The 16,509-nt window shown below is 70.6% G+C and carries 13 protein-coding genes; 10 read left to right on the forward strand and 3 right to left on the reverse strand.

The genetic code is table 11. The features are described from left to right. Positions 1-378 precede the first annotated feature (378 nt). Genes ACFP3V_RS14475 through ACFP3V_RS14490 form a run of 4 tightly spaced genes read left to right on the forward strand, consistent with a single transcriptional unit; the run spans position 379 to position 5,174 of the window. A complete protein-coding gene (locus ACFP3V_RS14475; protein WP_380583410.1) occupies positions 379-2,061 on the forward strand; it encodes a type 2 periplasmic-binding domain-containing protein in 1,683 nt (560 codons plus the stop codon). Between the two features lie 56 nt (positions 2,062-2,117). After that, complete coding sequence (locus ACFP3V_RS14480) at positions 2,118-3,164, forward strand: ABC transporter permease (protein ID WP_380583411.1); 1,047 nt, start codon at positions 2,118-2,120, stop codon at positions 3,162-3,164. Then, positions 3,161-4,117: a carbohydrate ABC transporter permease gene (locus ACFP3V_RS14485; protein WP_380583412.1), complete on the forward strand. Its 957-nt coding sequence runs from the start codon at positions 3,161-3,163 to the stop codon at positions 4,115-4,117. Before ACFP3V_RS14480 ends, ACFP3V_RS14485 begins: the two co-directional genes overlap by 4 nt. Before the next feature lie 40 nt (positions 4,118-4,157). Next, entirely contained in the window at positions 4,158-5,174 is a 1,017-nt protein-coding gene (locus ACFP3V_RS14490; RefSeq protein ID WP_380583413.1) for a LacI family DNA-binding transcriptional regulator, read from the forward strand. Between the two features lie 7 nt (positions 5,175-5,181). Here the strand turns inward: ACFP3V_RS14490 and ACFP3V_RS14495 are convergent, their stop codons facing one another. Beyond that, positions 5,182-6,000 (reverse strand): AraC family transcriptional regulator, encoded by an 819-nt coding sequence (locus tag ACFP3V_RS14495; RefSeq protein ID WP_380583414.1) that lies wholly within the window; start codon positions 5,998-6,000, stop codon positions 5,182-5,184. Positions 6,001-6,138: 138 nt separating this feature from the next. Between ACFP3V_RS14495 and ACFP3V_RS14500 the strand changes: the two genes are divergently transcribed. From ACFP3V_RS14500 to ACFP3V_RS14520, 5 genes are all read left to right on the forward strand, one after another. Continuing rightward, a complete protein-coding gene (locus ACFP3V_RS14500; RefSeq protein ID WP_380583415.1) occupies positions 6,139-6,954 on the forward strand; it encodes a phytanoyl-CoA dioxygenase family protein in 816 nt (271 codons plus the stop codon). A 41-nt stretch (positions 6,955-6,995) separates the two neighbouring features. Next, positions 6,996-7,277: a hypothetical protein gene (locus tag ACFP3V_RS14505; RefSeq protein WP_380583430.1), complete on the forward strand. Its 282-nt coding sequence runs from the start codon at positions 6,996-6,998 to the stop codon at positions 7,275-7,277. Between the two features lie 104 nt (positions 7,278-7,381). Beyond that, positions 7,382-8,359: an acetylxylan esterase gene (locus ACFP3V_RS14510; RefSeq protein WP_380583431.1), complete on the forward strand. Its 978-nt coding sequence runs from the start codon at positions 7,382-7,384 to the stop codon at positions 8,357-8,359. A gap of 54 nt (positions 8,360-8,413) precedes the next feature. Beyond that, positions 8,414-10,432 (forward strand): glycoside hydrolase family 31 protein, encoded by a 2,019-nt coding sequence (locus ACFP3V_RS14515; protein ID WP_380583416.1) that lies wholly within the window; start codon positions 8,414-8,416, stop codon positions 10,430-10,432. Positions 10,433-10,501: 69 nt separating this feature from the next. After that, complete coding sequence (locus ACFP3V_RS14520) at positions 10,502-11,860, forward strand: DUF6348 family protein (protein ID WP_380583417.1); 1,359 nt, start codon at positions 10,502-10,504, stop codon at positions 11,858-11,860. Here the strand turns inward: ACFP3V_RS14520 and ACFP3V_RS14525 are convergent. Next, a complete protein-coding gene (locus ACFP3V_RS14525; protein WP_380583418.1) occupies positions 11,815-12,669 on the reverse strand; it encodes a hypothetical protein in 855 nt (284 codons plus the stop codon). The genes ACFP3V_RS14520 and ACFP3V_RS14525 overlap by 46 nt on opposite strands. 192 nt (positions 12,670-12,861) lie before the next feature. Next, complete coding sequence (locus ACFP3V_RS14530) at positions 12,862-15,084, reverse strand: alpha-L-fucosidase (RefSeq protein ID WP_380583432.1); 2,223 nt, start codon at positions 15,082-15,084, stop codon at positions 12,862-12,864. A 319-nt stretch (positions 15,085-15,403) separates the two neighbouring features. On the opposite strand from ACFP3V_RS14530, the gene ACFP3V_RS14535 reads away from it, so the two are divergent. After that, positions 15,404-16,468 carry a sugar ABC transporter substrate-binding protein gene (locus ACFP3V_RS14535; protein ID WP_380583419.1) on the forward strand — a complete coding sequence of 355 codons (1,065 nt, stop codon included), beginning with the start codon at positions 15,404-15,406 and terminating at the stop codon, positions 16,466-16,468. Positions 16,469-16,509 lie beyond the last annotated feature (41 nt).

Raw genomic sequence — 16,509 nt, forward strand, 5'->3', positions numbered from 1 at the left:
CGTGGCGGCAGCAGTGCTCACAGAGGAAGTCCCTTGCAGGTGTGTTTCAGGCAGGGTGAACGCCCCTGTCAGTGCGGCCGGTTGGCCAGGCTTCGGGCTCAGGGGCGGCGGTGGCGGTGGCGCGTTGAAGCCCTTCGAAGCTGGCATGCGCCATCAGGGCTGTCAAGAGAAAGTTTCCTAGAAACTTCTGTTCATGTTGGCGTAGAGATTTCCTGCGCTGCCTCTTGCATCGCCCGTGAAGCCGCCCTTAACCTCTCGGCAACATTCAAGCGCTTCGAGGGCTCCGCATGAACGGGGCCGCTCGCGCCGTTCCCTCCGCAACGCCGCACACCCGCACGTCGCTCGATACGGATCGTCACCGGCGAAGGGCCGCCCACCATGAGCATCGCAATGAACCGCAGAGCCTTCGTGAACGGCGCAGTCGCCGTGGCCGGGGCCGCTGCCCTGTCACCCCTGCTGTCCGCCTGTGGCGGCAGCTCGTCCCGCAGCAAGGGCGGGACCAACTCGAAGAGCGGCCTGAGCGCCGCGCTGCCGGACTATGTGCCGGGACAGGCCGTCAAGCCCGACATCCCCTCGGTGCAGGGAGCGGCAGGCGCGTTCACCGACCCCGCCTTCCTCAGCTACCCGGCCAAGCAGATCACGACGGTGTCCGGCACCCCGGGCAAGGGCGGCAGCTACACCGCGGTCACCCCTCTGTGGGGGACCATCCCGCCGGCCGGCAACTCGTTCTACCAGGCCGTCAACAAGGCGCTGGGCGTGAACCTCACCATCAAGCCGGCCAACGGCGTCACCTACAACACCATCGTCCCGACGATGACCGCCTCCAAGAAGCTGCCTGACTGGGTCCAGCTGCCCACGTGGTGGAACTCGGCGTTCAACCTGGGAGAGCTGGCCGGAACCCAGCTGGCCGACCTGACCCCGTACCTGGCCGGCGACAAGATCAAGAAGTATCCGAACCTCGCCGCCATTCCGACCTTCGCCTGGCAGGTCGGGGCCTGGGAGGACAAGCTCTACGGCATCCCGTGCTTCGCCAGCGGCATGCCCCTGGCGGGCGCCGTCTTCCACCGGGCCGACATCCTGGAGTCGAAGGGCATCACCGCGGACCAGGTCAAGTCCGCCGACGACTACATGAGCCTGGGCAAGGAACTGACCAGCGTCAAGGCCGGCGTGTGGGCCTTCGGCGACGTGTGGACCTACCTGTCCCTCTCCTGGGGACTGCCGCCGGGGTGGACGGTCAGGGACGGAAAGCTGGTCCACGCCTACGAGTTGCCCGAGTTCCTGGAGGCACTCGACTGGCACTACAGGCTCGCCAAGTCCGGCTACATGCACCCCGACGCCCTGGCCGGCGACGTCAACGCCAGTGCCACCCGCTTCTACTCGGGCAAGGAGCTGATCCAGGGCGGCGGAACCGGCGCCTGGACCCTGGCGGACTACCAGTCCGGCACCGCCGCGAACAAGAACTACCGGCGCGGGGCCTTCAACGTCATCGCCGCCGACGGGAAGTCCAATCCGCAGATCTTCCTCGGCGCCGCCACCGGCGTCGTCAGCTACCTCAACGCCAAGCTCTCCCCGGACCAGATCGAGGAGCTGCTGGCGGTCGCCAACTACCTTGCCGCGCCCTACGGTTCGACCGAGTACACGCTGGTCACCTACGGCGTCGAGGGCGTCCACCACACGATGGTGAACGGGCTGCCCACCTACACGGACGAGGGCAAGAAGTACGCCCAGCCCACCACGTACAACTTCCTGGCGTCCGCCCCGCAGGTGATCAGCAACCCCGGCGCCGACCAGGTGACCAAGGACTACACCTCCTGGTTCGCCCGCACCGCCCCGCACGTCTACAAGCCGGTGTTCTACGGCATGAACATCACCGTGCCGCAGCGGTACGCCACCGCGGCCGCCGCGCAGTCGGTCGTCGACACCGTCACCGAGGTCAGCCACGGCCTGAAGAAGGTCTCCGACTTCCAGGCCGCCGTGTCCTCCTGGAAGTCCAGCGGCGGCGACCAGTTGAAGAACTGGTACCAGACCGAGGTCCTGGACAAGTACGGCACCGGCCAGTAGCAGACGACGGCAGGCGGTGGGCCGGGTCCCGGCCCGCCGCGGAGCGAGGAGGAACGGTGGCCGGAACGTTCACCACCAAGGCGAAGAAGGTCCGCGGAGCCAGCTCCGGCGGCACCGAACGGGCGGTCGGCGCGACGCCGGACGCCGACGGCCGGGCCCGGCCGGGGACGCGGCCGGGACGCGGCCGGGAGGGCGGACTGACCTGGCGGTTGCGCCTGCGCCGGGACAGGTCGCTGATCCTGATGACCCTGCCGGCCGTCGCGCTGCTGCTGGTCTTCAACTACGCGCCGCTGTTCGGCCTGATCACCGCGTTCGAGTACTACGACCCGCTGGTCGGCGTGCTGCACAGCGACTGGGCCGGGCTCGACCAGTTCCGGATGCTGTTCACCGACCCGCTGTTCTGGGGGGCGCTGCGCAACACCCTCTGGCTGAGCTTCGTGCAGCTGGTGCTGTTCTTCCCGATCCCGATCGCGCTGGCGCTGATGCTGAACTCGGTGATGAGCGAGCGGCTGCGGAACTTCGTCCAGTCAGTCGTCTACCTGCCGCACTTCTTCTCCTGGGTGCTGGCCATCACCATCTTCCAGCAGATGCTCGGCGGCGCCGGCGTGCTCAACCACTTCCTGGCCCAGCACAACCTGGGCAGTTGGGACGTGATGACCAACCCGCACACCTTCGCGCTGCTGGTCACCTCGCAGGCGGTGTGGAAGGAAGCCGGCTGGGGCATCATCGTCTTCCTCGCGGCGCTGTCGGCGATCGACCAGAACCTCTACGAGGCCGCCGCGGTGGACGGTGCGGGCCGGTGGCGCCGGATGTGGCACGTCACCCTGCCCGGCATGCGCGGCGTCATCGTGCTGATGCTCGTGCTGCGGCTGGGCAACGCGCTCACCGTCGGCTTCGAGCAGTTCCTGATCCAGCGCGACGCCGTCGGCCACGACACGGCGGACGTGCTGGACACCTTCTCCTTCTACTACGGCATCGCCACCAACAACTACAGCTACGGCGCGGCCGCCGGACTGTTCAAGAGCGTGATCTCGCTGCTGCTGATCTGGGGCGCCAACAGGGTCGCGCACGCCTTCGGTGAGGACGGGTTGTACCGCAAATGAGCCAGACGCTGACGCACACTCAGACCGCCGTCCCCGCCCTGCGCCCGGACCGCAACAAGGGCCGCCCCGTGTGGGAGGAGAAGCCCGGTGCCGCCGGACAGACGCTCAAGGGCGGCGTGCTCGCCCTTGTTCTCGCCGCAGTCCTGGTGCCGATCTGGATCGTGGTGCTGACCAGCTTCTCCACCAGCGGGGCCATCAACCGCGCGGGCGGCCTGGTGCTGGTCCCCGACGGCCTCACCCTGGACGCCTACCGCGCCGTGCTCCAGGACGGCCCGGTCACCCGGGCCGTCCTGGTGAGCCTGGCGATCACCGCCGTCGGCACGCTGCTGTCGATGGTCGTCTCGGTGCTCTGCGCCTACGGGCTGTCCCGCTCGCGCTCGCTCGGGCACCGCACCATCCTCATGGTGCTGATCGTCACCATGTTCGTCAGCGGTGGACTGATCCCCACGTACCTGGTCGTCACCGGCCTCGGCGGCTACGGCCAGTACTGGTCGCTGATCCTGCCCGGCGCGGTGTCCGTCTTCAACATCCTGGTGCTGCGCGCCTTCTACTCCGGAACGGCGGCCGAGCTCATCGACGCGGCCCGGATGGACGGCTGCAGCGAGTGGCGCATCCTGTGGTCCGTGGTGCTGCCCACGTCGCGGGCGGTCACCGCGGTGATCGCCCTCTTCTACGCGGTCGGTTACTGGAACTCGTTCTTCAACGTGATGCTCTACATGCCGACCGAGAGCGGCAAGTGGCCGCTGCAGTACGTGCTGCTCCAGTACGTCAGCTACGGCCAGTCCATCCCCGGCACCACCAACTCCGGGTTCGGCTCCCTGCACCAGCAGAGTGCGCCGCTGTCCCTGCAGATGGCGGTGGTGGTGCTGACGTTGGTCCCGATCCTGCTCGTCTACCCGTTCATGCAGAAGCACTTCAAGACCGGTGTGCTCACCGGCGCCATCAAGGGCTGACGGCACGTCAGCGACCGGAACGAGAGAGGGAACCACCGGCATGGTGACACTGGCCGAGGTGGCCAAGGCCGCGGGCGTATCGCCCAGCACGGTCAGCTACGTGCTCAGCGGCAAGCGGGCGATCTCCGAGCCCACCCGGGCGCGGGTGGAGCAGGCGATCAGCCTGCTCGGCTACCACCCCCATGCCGGTGCCCGCGCGCTGGCCGGCAAGCGGTCGCACATCATCGCCCTCGTGGTGCCGCTTCACACCGACGTCTACGTCCCGGTGATGATGGAGATCGCCATCTCGGTCACGATGGCGGCCCGTCAGTTCGGTTACGACGTGCTGCTGATCACCAACGACGAGGGCCCGGACGGCGTCCGGCGCGTCGCCCGCAGCGGGCTCGCGGACGGGGTGATCCTGATGGACGTCCAGATGGACGACCCGCGGATCGCCGTGCTGCGCGAGACCGGCACCCACTCCGCGCTGATCGGGCTGCCCCGCGACGCGCGCGGACTGGCCTGCGTCGACCACGACTTCGTCCGCGCCGGACGGCTCGCCGCCGAACATCTCGCCGAACTCGGGCACCGGGAGGTCGCGTTCATCGGCTACCCGGCGGCGGTCTACGAACGCCACGCCGGCTATGCCGAGCGCACCCGGAGCGGATTCGAGGAGGGCGCACGGCAGCTCGGGCTGCGCGCGGTGCACCGGCCCTGCGACGGCACCTACGAATCGGTGGCGGGAGTGTTCACCAGGATCCTCGCGGACCGGCCCGGAACGACCGGCTTCGTGGTGCAGAACGAGGGGGCCATCGGGCCGCTGCTCTCGCTGCTGCGGGCAGCGGGTCGGGTGGTCCCGGAGGACGCCTCGGTGGTCGCGCTGTGCCAGGAGCCGCTCGCCGAGCAGTTCTCGCCCCGGCTCACCGCGGTCAGCGGACCCACCCGCGAACTCGGCACCCGTGCGGTTGAGTTGGTGATGTCACGGCTCAACGGCGACGTCCCGGACGACGTCACGCTGCTGACGCCGGTGCTGAGCCGGAGGGAGAGTTCGGGCCGTGCACCGACGAAGGTGGCCTGAGGCGGCGTCAGCCGCCCGTCCGGTCGGCGGCCGATCCGGGCAGCCGCTCGGCCCGGATCACGCGCGGCGCGGCCCCCAGCTCCCGCCGGCAGGCCTTGTTGAACGCCTGCAGGTCCGGAATGCCGACGGAGGCGGCGACCGCCGGAATGGACAGGGTCGTGGCCTGGAGGAAGTGCCGGGCCCGCGCCATCCGGCGGGCCCGGATCCAGCCCACGACGCTCTGCCCGGTCGACTCCCGGAACAGCCGGGTGAGGTGGTTGTGCGAGACGCCCACAGCACGGGCGACCTGCGGTACGGAGAGCGGCCCGGCCAGCCGCTCCTCGATGAACGCGGTCGCCGCGGTCACCACCGGATGCGCCGGTCGCGCGTGCTCGGCCCCCTCGTCCGGCTCGGACGGTGCGAGCTGCGCGACGCGCCACAGCGCCGCCCACACCTCCGCCGTCGCCCGCGCCGGACGACTCGGCCAGGAGGCGACCGCCTGCCGCAACTGGCCGTCGAGCGCGGCCCGTTCGGAGCCGGTGTGCTGCATGAGCGGCAAGCTGACGGCGGCGCCCTCGGTCGGCAACCGCAGGTGGACGTACAGGTGCTCGGACCGGCCCCGGTAGCGGTAGCGGGACTTGGCCCCCGGGGGGATCAGGCTGACCCGGCCCGGGCGGATCGCGTGGTCGGTTCCGGCCACGTGCAGGTCCGCCTCGTAGTCGTAGAGGTGGAGCTGCCACAGGTCCGGCAGCAGGAACTCGTCCACCTGCCCGGCCGGCCCGTGCACGCCGACGCCGACCGCGGCGAGCACCGGGGGGTCGTCGAGCACGATCCGTACGTTCAGCATGGGCTGTTTTCTACCACGGCGACAGCAGGTGACCCGTCGTCAGGCTGCCATGACCATCGGTTCCATGGTGAGAATAGACCAGTAGTGGATGAGTGCGGGCCACCCGGGCGGGCGGCGTCCGGACCTAGCGTGGCGGGCATGGAGAACACCCCAGTCCTGCTCAGTTCGGTGCAGATGGCGCGCTTCGTGGCGCGCGGTTCGCTGCGGCTCGACGCGGTGGTACCACCGGCGCTGAACGCCGACGCCCTGTCGTTCCTAACGGCCGGCGTACCGGACGTCGACTACGGCACGCCGCTGTCGAAGGCCTACCCGGAGGGCTCGTTTCCCCGACGGCTGCTCGACATTCCCGAGGTGGCAGGAGCGTTGCAGAGCCTCGTCGGCCGGGAGCCCGAGATCGACCACCACGCCGTGCACGTCCGGGAGCCGCACGGCGGGGAGGCGCAGTCCCTGCACGCCGACGCGATCATCGACGTACGATCGGACGCCTTCGACGTCCAGCTGATGTACTACCCGCAGGACGTCACCCTGGAGATGGGCGGGACGCTCAGCGTTCCCGGCAGCCACCTGCGGCGGGTCAACGAGACCGACACCGGCCGCTACCAGAACCTGCTGGGGCAGGACCGGCTGGTCTGCCCTGCGGGAACGGTGGTGTTCGTGCACCACGGCATCTGGCACGGCGGACGGCGCAACGACAGCGACGTCACCCGCTTCATGTTCAAGATCCGCTTCAACCCGACCGTCCGCCAGCGCCTGCTGTGGGACACCTCCGACCTCGAGGACCCCCCGGTCGTCGAGGAACTGCGGACGTGGTTCCCCTGGTACGAGCAGGCGACCGGCCGCCTCGAGGTGTACAACCGGGTCCTGCTGTGGCGGGCGCTCACCGGGGACGACGCCTTCGACATCGACCACTGGGCGACCAGGATCGCCAACCGCCCGCAGGAGGCCGCACGATGACCACCCTGTCCGCGCCCGGCCTCGCCACCGGGACCACCGTCCTGCGCCAGCAGGTCCTCGTCCTCTACCTCTCCGACTCCTCGCTCGACTCCCGCGTCATCGGCTGGTCGCTCTACGACGGGACCGGCCGCACGTCCCCGACGACGGGCGACAGCGACGAAGCCCCGTACCCGAACGGCACCGCCGCCCTGCTCGACGGGTGGCGGCTGTTCCAGGCCGCCCAGTTGCTGCCGCCGTATCCGGGACACGAGTACGACGTCTCCTTCCTCAAGCACGAGTTCCTCTTCGAGAAGCTCCACGAGATCCCGGGCACCGCCAGGTAGCCGCCTCCCGACCGCCGACCGCCACGCCGCACCCAGGAGCCCGTGTGTCCCGCACCGCCCTCTCGTCCGTCACCTCGAACTCGCTCCACCCGGAGGAAACCCCCATGCCGCAGACCGACTTCGGCCTCGACGAACTCGCCGGCTACCGCCCGGCGGCGGACCTCCCGCGCGACTTCGACAGCTTCTGGCAGCACACCCTCGAGGAGGCCCGGGCGCGCGGCGGGGCGGTGAAGGCCGAACGGGTCACCTCCACGTACCGGCTGCGCACCGTCGAGGTGGACGACGTGCGCTTCCCCGGCTGGAACGGCGAACCGGTGGCCGCCTGGCTGCTGCGCCCCCGCGGCGCCGAAGGCCCCCTGCCGGTCGTCGTCACCTACATCGGCTACACCAGCGGCCGGGGCCTGCCGACCGAGCACCTGTTCTGGCCCGCGGCGGGGTACGCCCAACTCGTCGTCGACAGCCGCGGCCAGGGCCACGACACGCCGGACCGCACCCAGGGCGACGGCACGCAGTGGGCCGAGGGCTTCCTGACCCGCGGCATCGACTCGCCGGAGAACCACTACTACCGGCGCCTGATGACCGACTGCGTGCGCGCGGTGGACGCCGTCGCGGAGCTGCCCGGCCTCGACGCCCGGCGGGTGGTGGCGGCGGGCGGCAGCCAGGGCGGCGGGCTGGCCCTGGCCGTCGCCGGGCTCGCCGGGGAGCGAGTCGCGGCCGTCCTCGCCGACGTGCCGTTCCTGTGCCACTACCGCCGCGCGGCGCAGACCGCCGGAGAGGGCCCCTACCCGGAACTCGCCAAGTACCTGCGCTGGCACAGCCGGCTGCGGGTGGAGCAGACCTTCGCCACCCTCGACTACTTCGACGGCGTCCACTTCGCGCAACGCGCCACCGCACCGGCCCTGTTCAGCGTCGGCCTGATGGACCCCATCTGCCCGCCCGCCACGGTCTACGCCGCCTTCAACCACTACGCCGGTGAGGACCGGACCATGACGGTCTGGCCGTTCGGCGACCACGGCGGCGGCTACGCCGACAACTGGCCCGCACAACTGGCGTGGCTGGCCGACCGGGGCCTGGCGCCCTGACGGTCCGCCGCCCGGTCCACCTGTCCGAACCACCGGAGAAGAAAAGGGAGTTCTGTGTCCTTCAGCATTCGCGCGGGCGGCCTGGAACGCCACACCCCCGGCGAGATCCTCCGCATCGAGCCGTGGGGGCCGCACGCCGTCCGGGTCCGCGCCTCGGCCGGGGTCCTCGATCCCGACGCCCCCGGTGCGCTGGAGACCCCATCGCCCTCGCCGCAGGCCGACCTCCTTCTCTCGGACGACGGGTCCGCCCGGCTGGTCAACGGCCGCCTCGCCGTGGAGGCCGCGGCGGACGGCCGGCTGACGTTCCGTCATGCCCTCGAAGGCCAGGAACTCCTCGCCGACAAGGGCCCGCACGGGCACCACGCCGGCCCGCGGGTCCACGCGGCGGGCGGCCGGACGGAGCAGCTCTTCGAGGCCTACGAGGGCGAACGGCTGCACGGGCTGGGGCAGCACCTGCACGGCCGCCTGAACCAGAAGGGCTGCGTGGTCGACCTCGTCCAGAGCAACACCGTGGCCGCCGTCCCCTTCCTGCACTCCTCGCGAGGCTACGGCCTGCTCTGGAACAACCCCGCCACCGGCCGCGTCGAGCTCGGCGCCGACACCACCCGGTGGACCGCCGACGCGGGCGGCCGCATCGACTACTGGATCACCGCGGGCGGCACTCCCGCCGAGATCCTCGACTCCTACACCCGGGCCACGGGACGCCCACCGCTCCTCCCCGCGTGGGCGTCCGGATTCTGGCAGTCGCGGCTGCGGTACCGCACACAGGAGGAACTCCTGTCGGTGGCACGGCAGTTCAAGGAACGCGGGCTGCCGCTGTCCGTCATCGTCTGCGACTTCTTCCACTGGCCGAGGATGGGCGACTGGCGCTTCGAGGAGAGCGAGTGGCCCGACCCCGCCGCCATGGTCAAGGAGCTGACCGACCTCGGAGTGCGGCTCGCCGTCTCCGTCTGGCCGACCGTCGAACCCGACAGCGACACGCACGACGAACTGCGCGCGGCCGGGCACCTGGTCCGGGACGCCGACGGCGGGCTGCTCACCTTCCCGTGGCCGTCCCGATACGCCGGGGACGCGCTGATCCGCCCGATGGCCTACTACGACGCGACCCACCCCGGGGCGCGCGCCGCGCTGTGGCAGCGGCTGGACGCCAACTACCGTTCGCTGGGCGTCGAGTGCTTCTGGCTGGACGCCTGCGAGCCCGACCTGCCGCGCGACCGCGCCGACCGCGCCGTCTACGCGGCCGGTCCGGCCGCCGAGGTCGCGAACCTCTACCCCCTGCTGCACGCCCGCGCGGTGGCCGACGGCCTGCGCGCGGCCGGGCAGGACCGGCCGCTGTCACTGATCCGCTCCGCGTGGGCGGGCAGCCAGAAGCACGGGGCCCTGCTGTGGTCCGGGGACATCCCCACGACCTTCGACTCCCTGGCCCGCCAGATCCGGGCCGGACTGAACGTCGCGATGAGCGGCGTCCCCTGGTGGAACACCGACATCGGCGGCTTCTTCGGCGGCGACCCCGACGATCCCGGCTACCGTGAGCTGCTCATCCGGTGGTTCCAGTACGGCACCTTCTGCCCGGTCATGCGGCTGCACGGGGACCGGCAGCCGAACTACCCCGCCTTCTCCGCGGACATGACCGGCGGACCGAACGAGGTCTGGTCCTACGGCGAGGAGGCCTACGGCATCCTCCGCGAGCACCTGCTGCTGCGCGAGCGCCTGCGCCCGTACCTCGCGGCGCTGTCCGAGGACGCCCACCGCACCGGCGCGCCGCCGATGCGCCCGCTGTTCTTCGGCTTCCCCGAGGACGAGCGCGCCTGGGACGTGGACGACCAGTTCCTCCTCGGCCCCGACCTGCTGGTGGCCCCCGTGTACGCGCCGGGCGCCAGGGCCCGTGCGGTGTACCTTCCGGCCGGCGCCCGCTGGCTCGACCCCGCCACCGGACTCGTCCGCGAGGGAGGGACGACGCTCGACGCCGACGCCCCCCTGGACCGCATCCCCGTCTTCGTCCGCGAAGGAGCCGAAGTCGCCGGCCAGTTGGGCCGACCGACCGGGGCCCCGAAGCTCCTGCCCGTCACCTGAGGAGGGGCCGCCCGTCCGAGCGTGGGAAATGGGTCGGACCCGCCGGAACCGCTTCTGTAGCATCCACGCGTGCCCTGGATACGACGCCGCGCGCGTAACGACGAGCCGCCTGCCGAGCGGCTGCCCGACCTGGACCTCCTCGCCGTGGTGCGGACGCGACTCGAAGCCTTCGCACCCGGGGTGACCGAGGGCGCCGAGCTCAAGGGCAACTCCCTGCTCAGCCCCAGCGGTTGGGCGATCGGCGTGACGCCGCCCCGGCACGGTGGCGCGCACCACTACGATCTCGTCGCGCTGCCGGACGTCACCGTGCAGCCCGACGTGCCGTGCTTCCTGGACTGCGTCACGATCCGGCCCGGCCAGGTGCAGGGCGCGGTGGACTCGTGGGTGCAGACGGCGGGCGCGTGCCTGCTGGAACTGCTGGACGGCCGCGGGCGCTTCGCGGACCGCGACGGGCCTGCCGACCGCCGCGGCGTGCCCGGATGGCAGGCGATCAGCTCCGGGGTGGTCGGCCTCGGCGTGGATCCGGCCGAGAGCCGGCGGCTGCAGTCCGCGCTCGTGGACGCGAACGTGCTGCACCGCATCGCGGACTCCTTCACGGCGGACCTGGAGTCGCCGTACTTCAACGGGATCAAGGTCTTCTACGGCGGCGCGCCCGGCGCCGTGCAGGCCGAGGTACGGGTCAACGGGGATCGCCACGAAGGGGCTTCGGCCGCGCTCGCGGCCCTGGGCCTGCCTGAGCCGACGGTGTTCACCACCGTCCGGGGCTACGCGCTGCTGCTGCCGGCACCGGACGGCGGCGAGCCGGCTGTGCCGTCCGGGAGCGGGCTGACCCTGGCCGACGGTGCCTGCTGCGACGGCTGCGCCTGCGGTGGCCGACTCGACCCGGAGCACCCCGGCTTCGACCTGGAACTGCCCCACCTGGTCGCCGAGTTGTCGGAGGAGGAGCGCACGCAGCGGGTGCGGGCCGACACCGGAGCGATCATGATTGTGGAGGGCGTGGGCAACTTCCTCAAGGTCCGCCTGCCGATCCGCCTCGACGACGGTCGCACCGTGGTGTACCTGTGCTGGGTCTACCTCCAGGCGCCGGTGATCGACGACCTCGTGCAACGCTTCGAGACCGGCGCGGTCGAGGGCCACCGGTTCGAGGGGCTGCTCTGCAACGCCATCCCGCCGTGGGGCGGCGAACTCCTGCGGGCGCCCGTGGTCCTGGGCGGCCAGCGGATCAAGGCCGACGGCCGCGTCGCCCGCACCGAGGTGCTGGGGTCCAGCCACCCTCTGCTGAGCCGGGTGCTGCAGCAGACCTGGCCCGCCGACCTCGTCCTCGGCGCCGCGACCCCCGCGCGCGGGTGCACTGACCGGGCCGGCCTGTCGGCCGTGGTTGCCTATCGGCGCGCGGATCGCCAGGCCAGGTACTGCTGGCGCACATAGCCGCGCGGGTCGTCGTCGGCGGTGACGCCGTCGTGGTCCGCCAGCCGGCCGGCCCACAGGAGCGCGGCCGCGACGTCCTCTAGGCCGGAGTCGCCGTTGCGCAGCGCGATCCGGTCGGCGGCGGCAGCACGGCGCAGCAGGTACTCGCGCCGGTGACGGGGCGACGTGCTGATCGGGCTGAGGCGCCTGCTCAGTTCGAGGCGGCGCTTCTCCTCCTCGGGCTCGGGGGCGTCGGCGTAGGCGCGTTCGGGTGGGGGGACGGCCCCGGTCGGCGCGTGGCGGGGGAGCGGGGCCGGGAGCGGGGGGAGACCCTGCGCGGCGAGGACGGCGTCGGCGAAGGCGGGCGGCCCGACGGGCAGGCCGCGACGGCCGAACAGGGCGAGCAGTTCGGCGAGTTCGCGCGGTTCGCCGCCGCGGGGCAGCTTGTCGTCCGTGACGGGGAGGCCGGCGAGGAGTGGACCCCAGCGGTGGCCCGGAGGGTCGGCCAGGTGCAGCCGCAGCCTGGCATGACGGGCGTCGGTGTCGGGGTCCTCGCCGAAATCCACCGCGATCCCGCGGACGTCCGACCAGGCGTAGCGGCGCGGCACGAACAGCCGGACCAGGGTGACGCCGTGCTCGTCCGCGCGGAGCCAGAAGGTGCGGGGTACGCCGACGGACAGGACCGCGACCACCACGGCGCCGGCCAGCCAGCACTCGCCCTCGGCCGCTCGGGTCGTGCTGAGGGCCAGCGCGGTGGCGATGCCCAGGACGCAGGCGACGGCGATGACGTCTCCACGCCTCCGAATGCGGGCGAGCCGCAGTGTCGTCATCCCCCGTGCCTTCCCCTGGCCTTGTGCTCTTCGAGCATCCCCGTCGGCGCCCGAGCGGCGCCGGTCACCTGACATGCGATCAGGTGGACCGCCGCTGGCGCAACCCCGCGCAGTCGTGCGCCGGGTACCCGACCGGTGCCGAGGCGGGCGCGCGCGGACCGCCCGTCTCGGCACCGGAGTCGGTACACGGGATCAGACCGCGGTGACGGTCCACTGGAGGTTGGTGCTGCCGTCCCAGGTCCACTGCTTGGTGACCGAGCCGGAGGCCACCTGGCCGCCGCCGTCCAGGACCAGACCGGTGGTGCGGTTGGCGATGGTGTACTGGCCGTTGCCGCGGTCGGTGATCAGCCACTGCTGGTTGTTGCCGCCGTTCCAGGCGGCCTGCAGGGCGGGCGAGCCGTTCGTGGTGGCGCCCCCGCCGTCGGCCACCATGCCGTTGGTGCGGTTGACCAGCCGGTAGTAGCCGTTGCCGAGGTCGACGATCTGCCACTGGAGGTTGGAACTGCCGTTCCAGGTCCACTGCTTGAGGTTGGAGCCGCTGGCGACGTTGCCGCCGCTGTCGAGGACCAGGCCGTCGGTGACGTTGGTGAGCCGCACGTAGGTCGCGGGGTTGAAAGTCACGTGGAGGGAGACGATCGCGTCGTTGTTGCCCCCGGGCCGCAGGTCCGCGTTGTTGGCCGTGAAGGTCCATGCCGTGCCGGTGAAGTTGTCGCCGGAGTACCCGACCAGCTGGTAGCCGGGGGTCAGCTGGAGGGAGGAGATGCTCTTGTTGGCCAGGCCCGCCGCCTGGAGCTGCGCTGCCGTGTAGCTGCCGAGCTTGAGCGGGGCGCTGACGCCGGAGTAGTTGACGTCCTGGAAGACCGTCGCGCCCGCGACGGCCGGCTTCAGGGTGGGGATCTGCCCGGAGAAGGTCAGCTTGAGGGAGTACGCCTGGGCGCTGTAGGGGGCCGCCGAGGGCAGCGGGACGTGCAGGGCCGACGTGTCCTGGGTGGGGGTGCCGAGCGTGATGTAGCTGCCCGCGGTGGCTCCCAGCAGTTCCACCTTGGTCAGCGAGGACACGTCGAAGCGGAACGAGTTGAGCGTGGTGATCGGCAGTGAACTGCCGGGCCAGCCCAGGACGGTTGCGTAGAGTACGGTGCCGTCCTTGCTGCGGGTGAACCGGATGTCCTGCGCGGTTCCCGCCCGGGGGGTGGTGAAGGACCCGCCGCCCATCTTGGTGGGCCCCTCGCCGTAGGCGGTCCAGGCGCGGGTGGCGTAGACGGCCTCGCCGAAGCGTGCCAGGTGGTCGCCGATGCCGAGGAGGATGTCGCGCTGGCCCTGCGGGATGGTGCCGTCGGCCATGGGGGCGATGTTGAGCAGCATGTTGCCGTTCTTGCTCACCCGGTCGATGAGGGAGTGCAGCATCTGCGGGAGGGTGTAGTAGCCGATGCCGACGGTGTAGCACCAGCTGGAGCTGCTGATGCTGTCGTCGGTGAGCCAGTAGGGGCTGGTGATGTCGCCCGGGCCGCCGCGTTCGTAGTCGAAGACCTCGCCCTTGTTGTCGTAGCCGTCCTTGTAGGTGGCGACGACTTCCTTCCCCCACGCGTTGGCCTGGTTGTAGTAGTAGGAAAGGAAGTTGAGCCGCTGGGTCTCGTCGACCTTGGAGAGGTCGAAGTCCTCCCAGAGGATGTCCGGGCGGGCCTGGTCCACGACCTCCTTGAGCTTGTCGTACCAGAGCTGGTTCTCAGCCGTGGTGCCGAGCTGCCCGTAGAGCTTCTGCAGGCTGGTGGTGCTCTGTGCCGGCACGTGGTCGTAGTAGCCGTTGAAGTTGTAGGCGTGGTGCATCGCCACCAGCAGCTTGAGGCCCTTGGCGCGGATCGCGGTGTCGAACAGCTGCAACAGGTTCAGGCGGGGGCCCTTGGCCACCGAGTTCCACTCGTTGACCTTGCTGTCCCACATGGAGAAGCCGTCGTGGTGCTCGGCGACCGGGCCGGCGAACCTGGCTCCGGCGTCCTTGAACAGCTGCGCCCACGCGTCGGGGTCGAAGTTGCCGCCGGCGGAGACGAGCTTGGGTGCGAACTGGACGAAGTTGCCGGCCTTGTCGCGGGCGCCGTCGATGAAGTTGTTGTAGGGCCAGACCGAGGGGTCGCCGTAGGTGGCGATGTGGTGGGTGTTGGCGTTGCTCCCGCTGATGTACATGTTCCGCGGGTACCACTCGCTGTCGTAGGCGGGGACGCTGAAGGCCCCCCAGTGGAAGTAGATGCCGAACTTGGCGTCCTGGAACCACTCCGGGGCCGGGGTGTGCTGGTCCACGGAGCTCCAACTCGGCGTGTACGTCGCCGGGTCGGCGAAGGCGCTGCGCGCGCCCAGGGCGTTCGCCGCCGCGGCTGCGGCGGGGACGCCGACGGCGCTGGACAGGAACTGGCGTCGGTTGATGGGNGATGGGCATGTGCGCCTCGCTTTCGGGGGTGGGTACGAAGGCGGCGGGCCGGCGGCTCCGGATCCGGGCCGCATACATGGGATTGATTTGTAGGGGACCCGCTCGGCGCCTGTCCAGAGTCGTGCATGACATGTTTGCGTTAACTCCTCATTTACCAACCTCTGCCTGCGGATATGTGATTCGTTCGGCCAGGGGTATGGACAAGCTCGGCGGCTGCCACCTATAAACACATCCCATGTCCTAGGTGGGCGTGGGGAGCCGTTCGCAGCAGCGAGACCACGGCCTGGTCCTGGACCCCACCCAGAAGGAGAAGCGATGAGACTCAGAACCGCACTGAGCACCACCCTCGCGGCCCTGTCGGCGCTGACGCTGATGAGCGCCTGCTCCAGCTCGGCCGGATCGACGACGACGTCAGGGGGCAAGCCCCTGGTGGGAGTCGACTACCCGCGCTCCGACACCGACTTCTGGAACTCCTACATCAGGTACACGCCGCAGTACGCCAAGGAACTGGGCCTGGAGCTGAAGACCACCAACTCCCAGAACGACGTGGCCAAGTTGACGTCCAACGTCCAGACCTTCCTCAGCCAGGGCGTCAAGGGCGTGGCGATGGCCCCGCAGGACACCGCGGCCATCGCGCCGACGCTCAGTCAACTGGCCGCGAAGAAGATCCCGGTGGTCACCGTGGACACCCGCCCCGACTCCGGCAGCGTCTACATGGTCGTCCGCGCCGACAACCGCGCGTACGGCGAGAAGGCGTGCCAGTTCCTCGGTGCCAAGCTCGGCGGCAGCGGCAAGGTGGTGATGCTGGAGGGCGGCCTCGACTCCATCAACGGCCGCGACCGTACCGAGGCGTTCAACGACTGCATGAAGCAGAACTTCCCCAAGATCAAGGTCTTCGGTGAGGCCACCAACTGGGACGGCGCCACCGCCGCGCAGAAGCTGCAGACGGACCTCACGGCGAACCCGGACATCAAGGGCGTCTACATGGAGTCCAGCTTCGCCCTGTCCGGCACGCTCCAGGTGCTGAAGCAGAAGGGCCTGCTCGTCGCTCCCACGGACCCCAAGCACGTCTTCGTCGTCTCGAACGACGGCATCCCCGAGGAGCTCAAGGACATCGCCGCCGGGCAGATCGACGCCACCGTCTCCCAGCCCGCCGACCAGTACGCCAAGTACGCCCTCTACTACCTCCAGGCCGCCATCAGCGGGAAGACCTTCGCCCCCGGCAAGACCGACCACGACAGCACCATCATCCAGGTCCGCCCGGGCCTGCTGGAGGACCAGCTCTCGGCCCCGCTGGTCACCGCCGACGGCGGCAGCTACGGCGGCGTCACCAGCGTCAAGAGCACCGACACGTCGCTGTGGGGCAACCACCTCGGCTGAGGGTGCCCGCCGCCGCGCGGGCCGCGGCGCCACATCAGAAC

The sequence above is a fragment of the Streptacidiphilus monticola genome (assembly GCF_042658505.1).
In the GTDB taxonomy this organism is placed as follows: domain Bacteria; phylum Actinomycetota; class Actinomycetes; order Streptomycetales; family Streptomycetaceae; genus Streptacidiphilus; species Streptacidiphilus monticola.

What these genes read in the sequence shown, in the direction of transcription:
- ACFP3V_RS14475 (WP_380583410.1), top strand. Translation starts at nt 379, where the DNA reads ATGAGCATCGCAATGAACCGCAGAGCCTTCGTGAACGGCGCAGTCGCC.
- ACFP3V_RS14485 (WP_380583412.1), top strand. Translation starts at nt 3,161, where the DNA reads ATGAGCCAGACGCTGACGCACACTCAGACCGCCGTCCCCGCCCTGCGC.
- ACFP3V_RS14490 (WP_380583413.1), top strand. Translation starts at nt 4,158, where the DNA reads ATGGTGACACTGGCCGAGGTGGCCAAGGCCGCGGGCGTATCGCCCAGC.
- ACFP3V_RS14495 (WP_380583414.1), bottom strand. Translation starts at nt 6,000, where the DNA reads ATGCTGAACGTACGGATCGTGCTCGACGACCCCCCGGTGCTCGCCGCG.
- ACFP3V_RS14500 (WP_380583415.1), top strand. Translation starts at nt 6,139, where the DNA reads ATGGAGAACACCCCAGTCCTGCTCAGTTCGGTGCAGATGGCGCGCTTC.
- ACFP3V_RS14510 (WP_380583431.1), top strand. Translation starts at nt 7,382, where the DNA reads ATGCCGCAGACCGACTTCGGCCTCGACGAACTCGCCGGCTACCGCCCG.
- ACFP3V_RS14525 (WP_380583418.1), bottom strand. Translation starts at nt 12,669, where the DNA reads ATGACGACACTGCGGCTCGCCCGCATTCGGAGGCGTGGAGACGTCATC.
- ACFP3V_RS14535 (WP_380583419.1), top strand. Translation starts at nt 15,404, where the DNA reads ATGAGACTCAGAACCGCACTGAGCACCACCCTCGCGGCCCTGTCGGCG.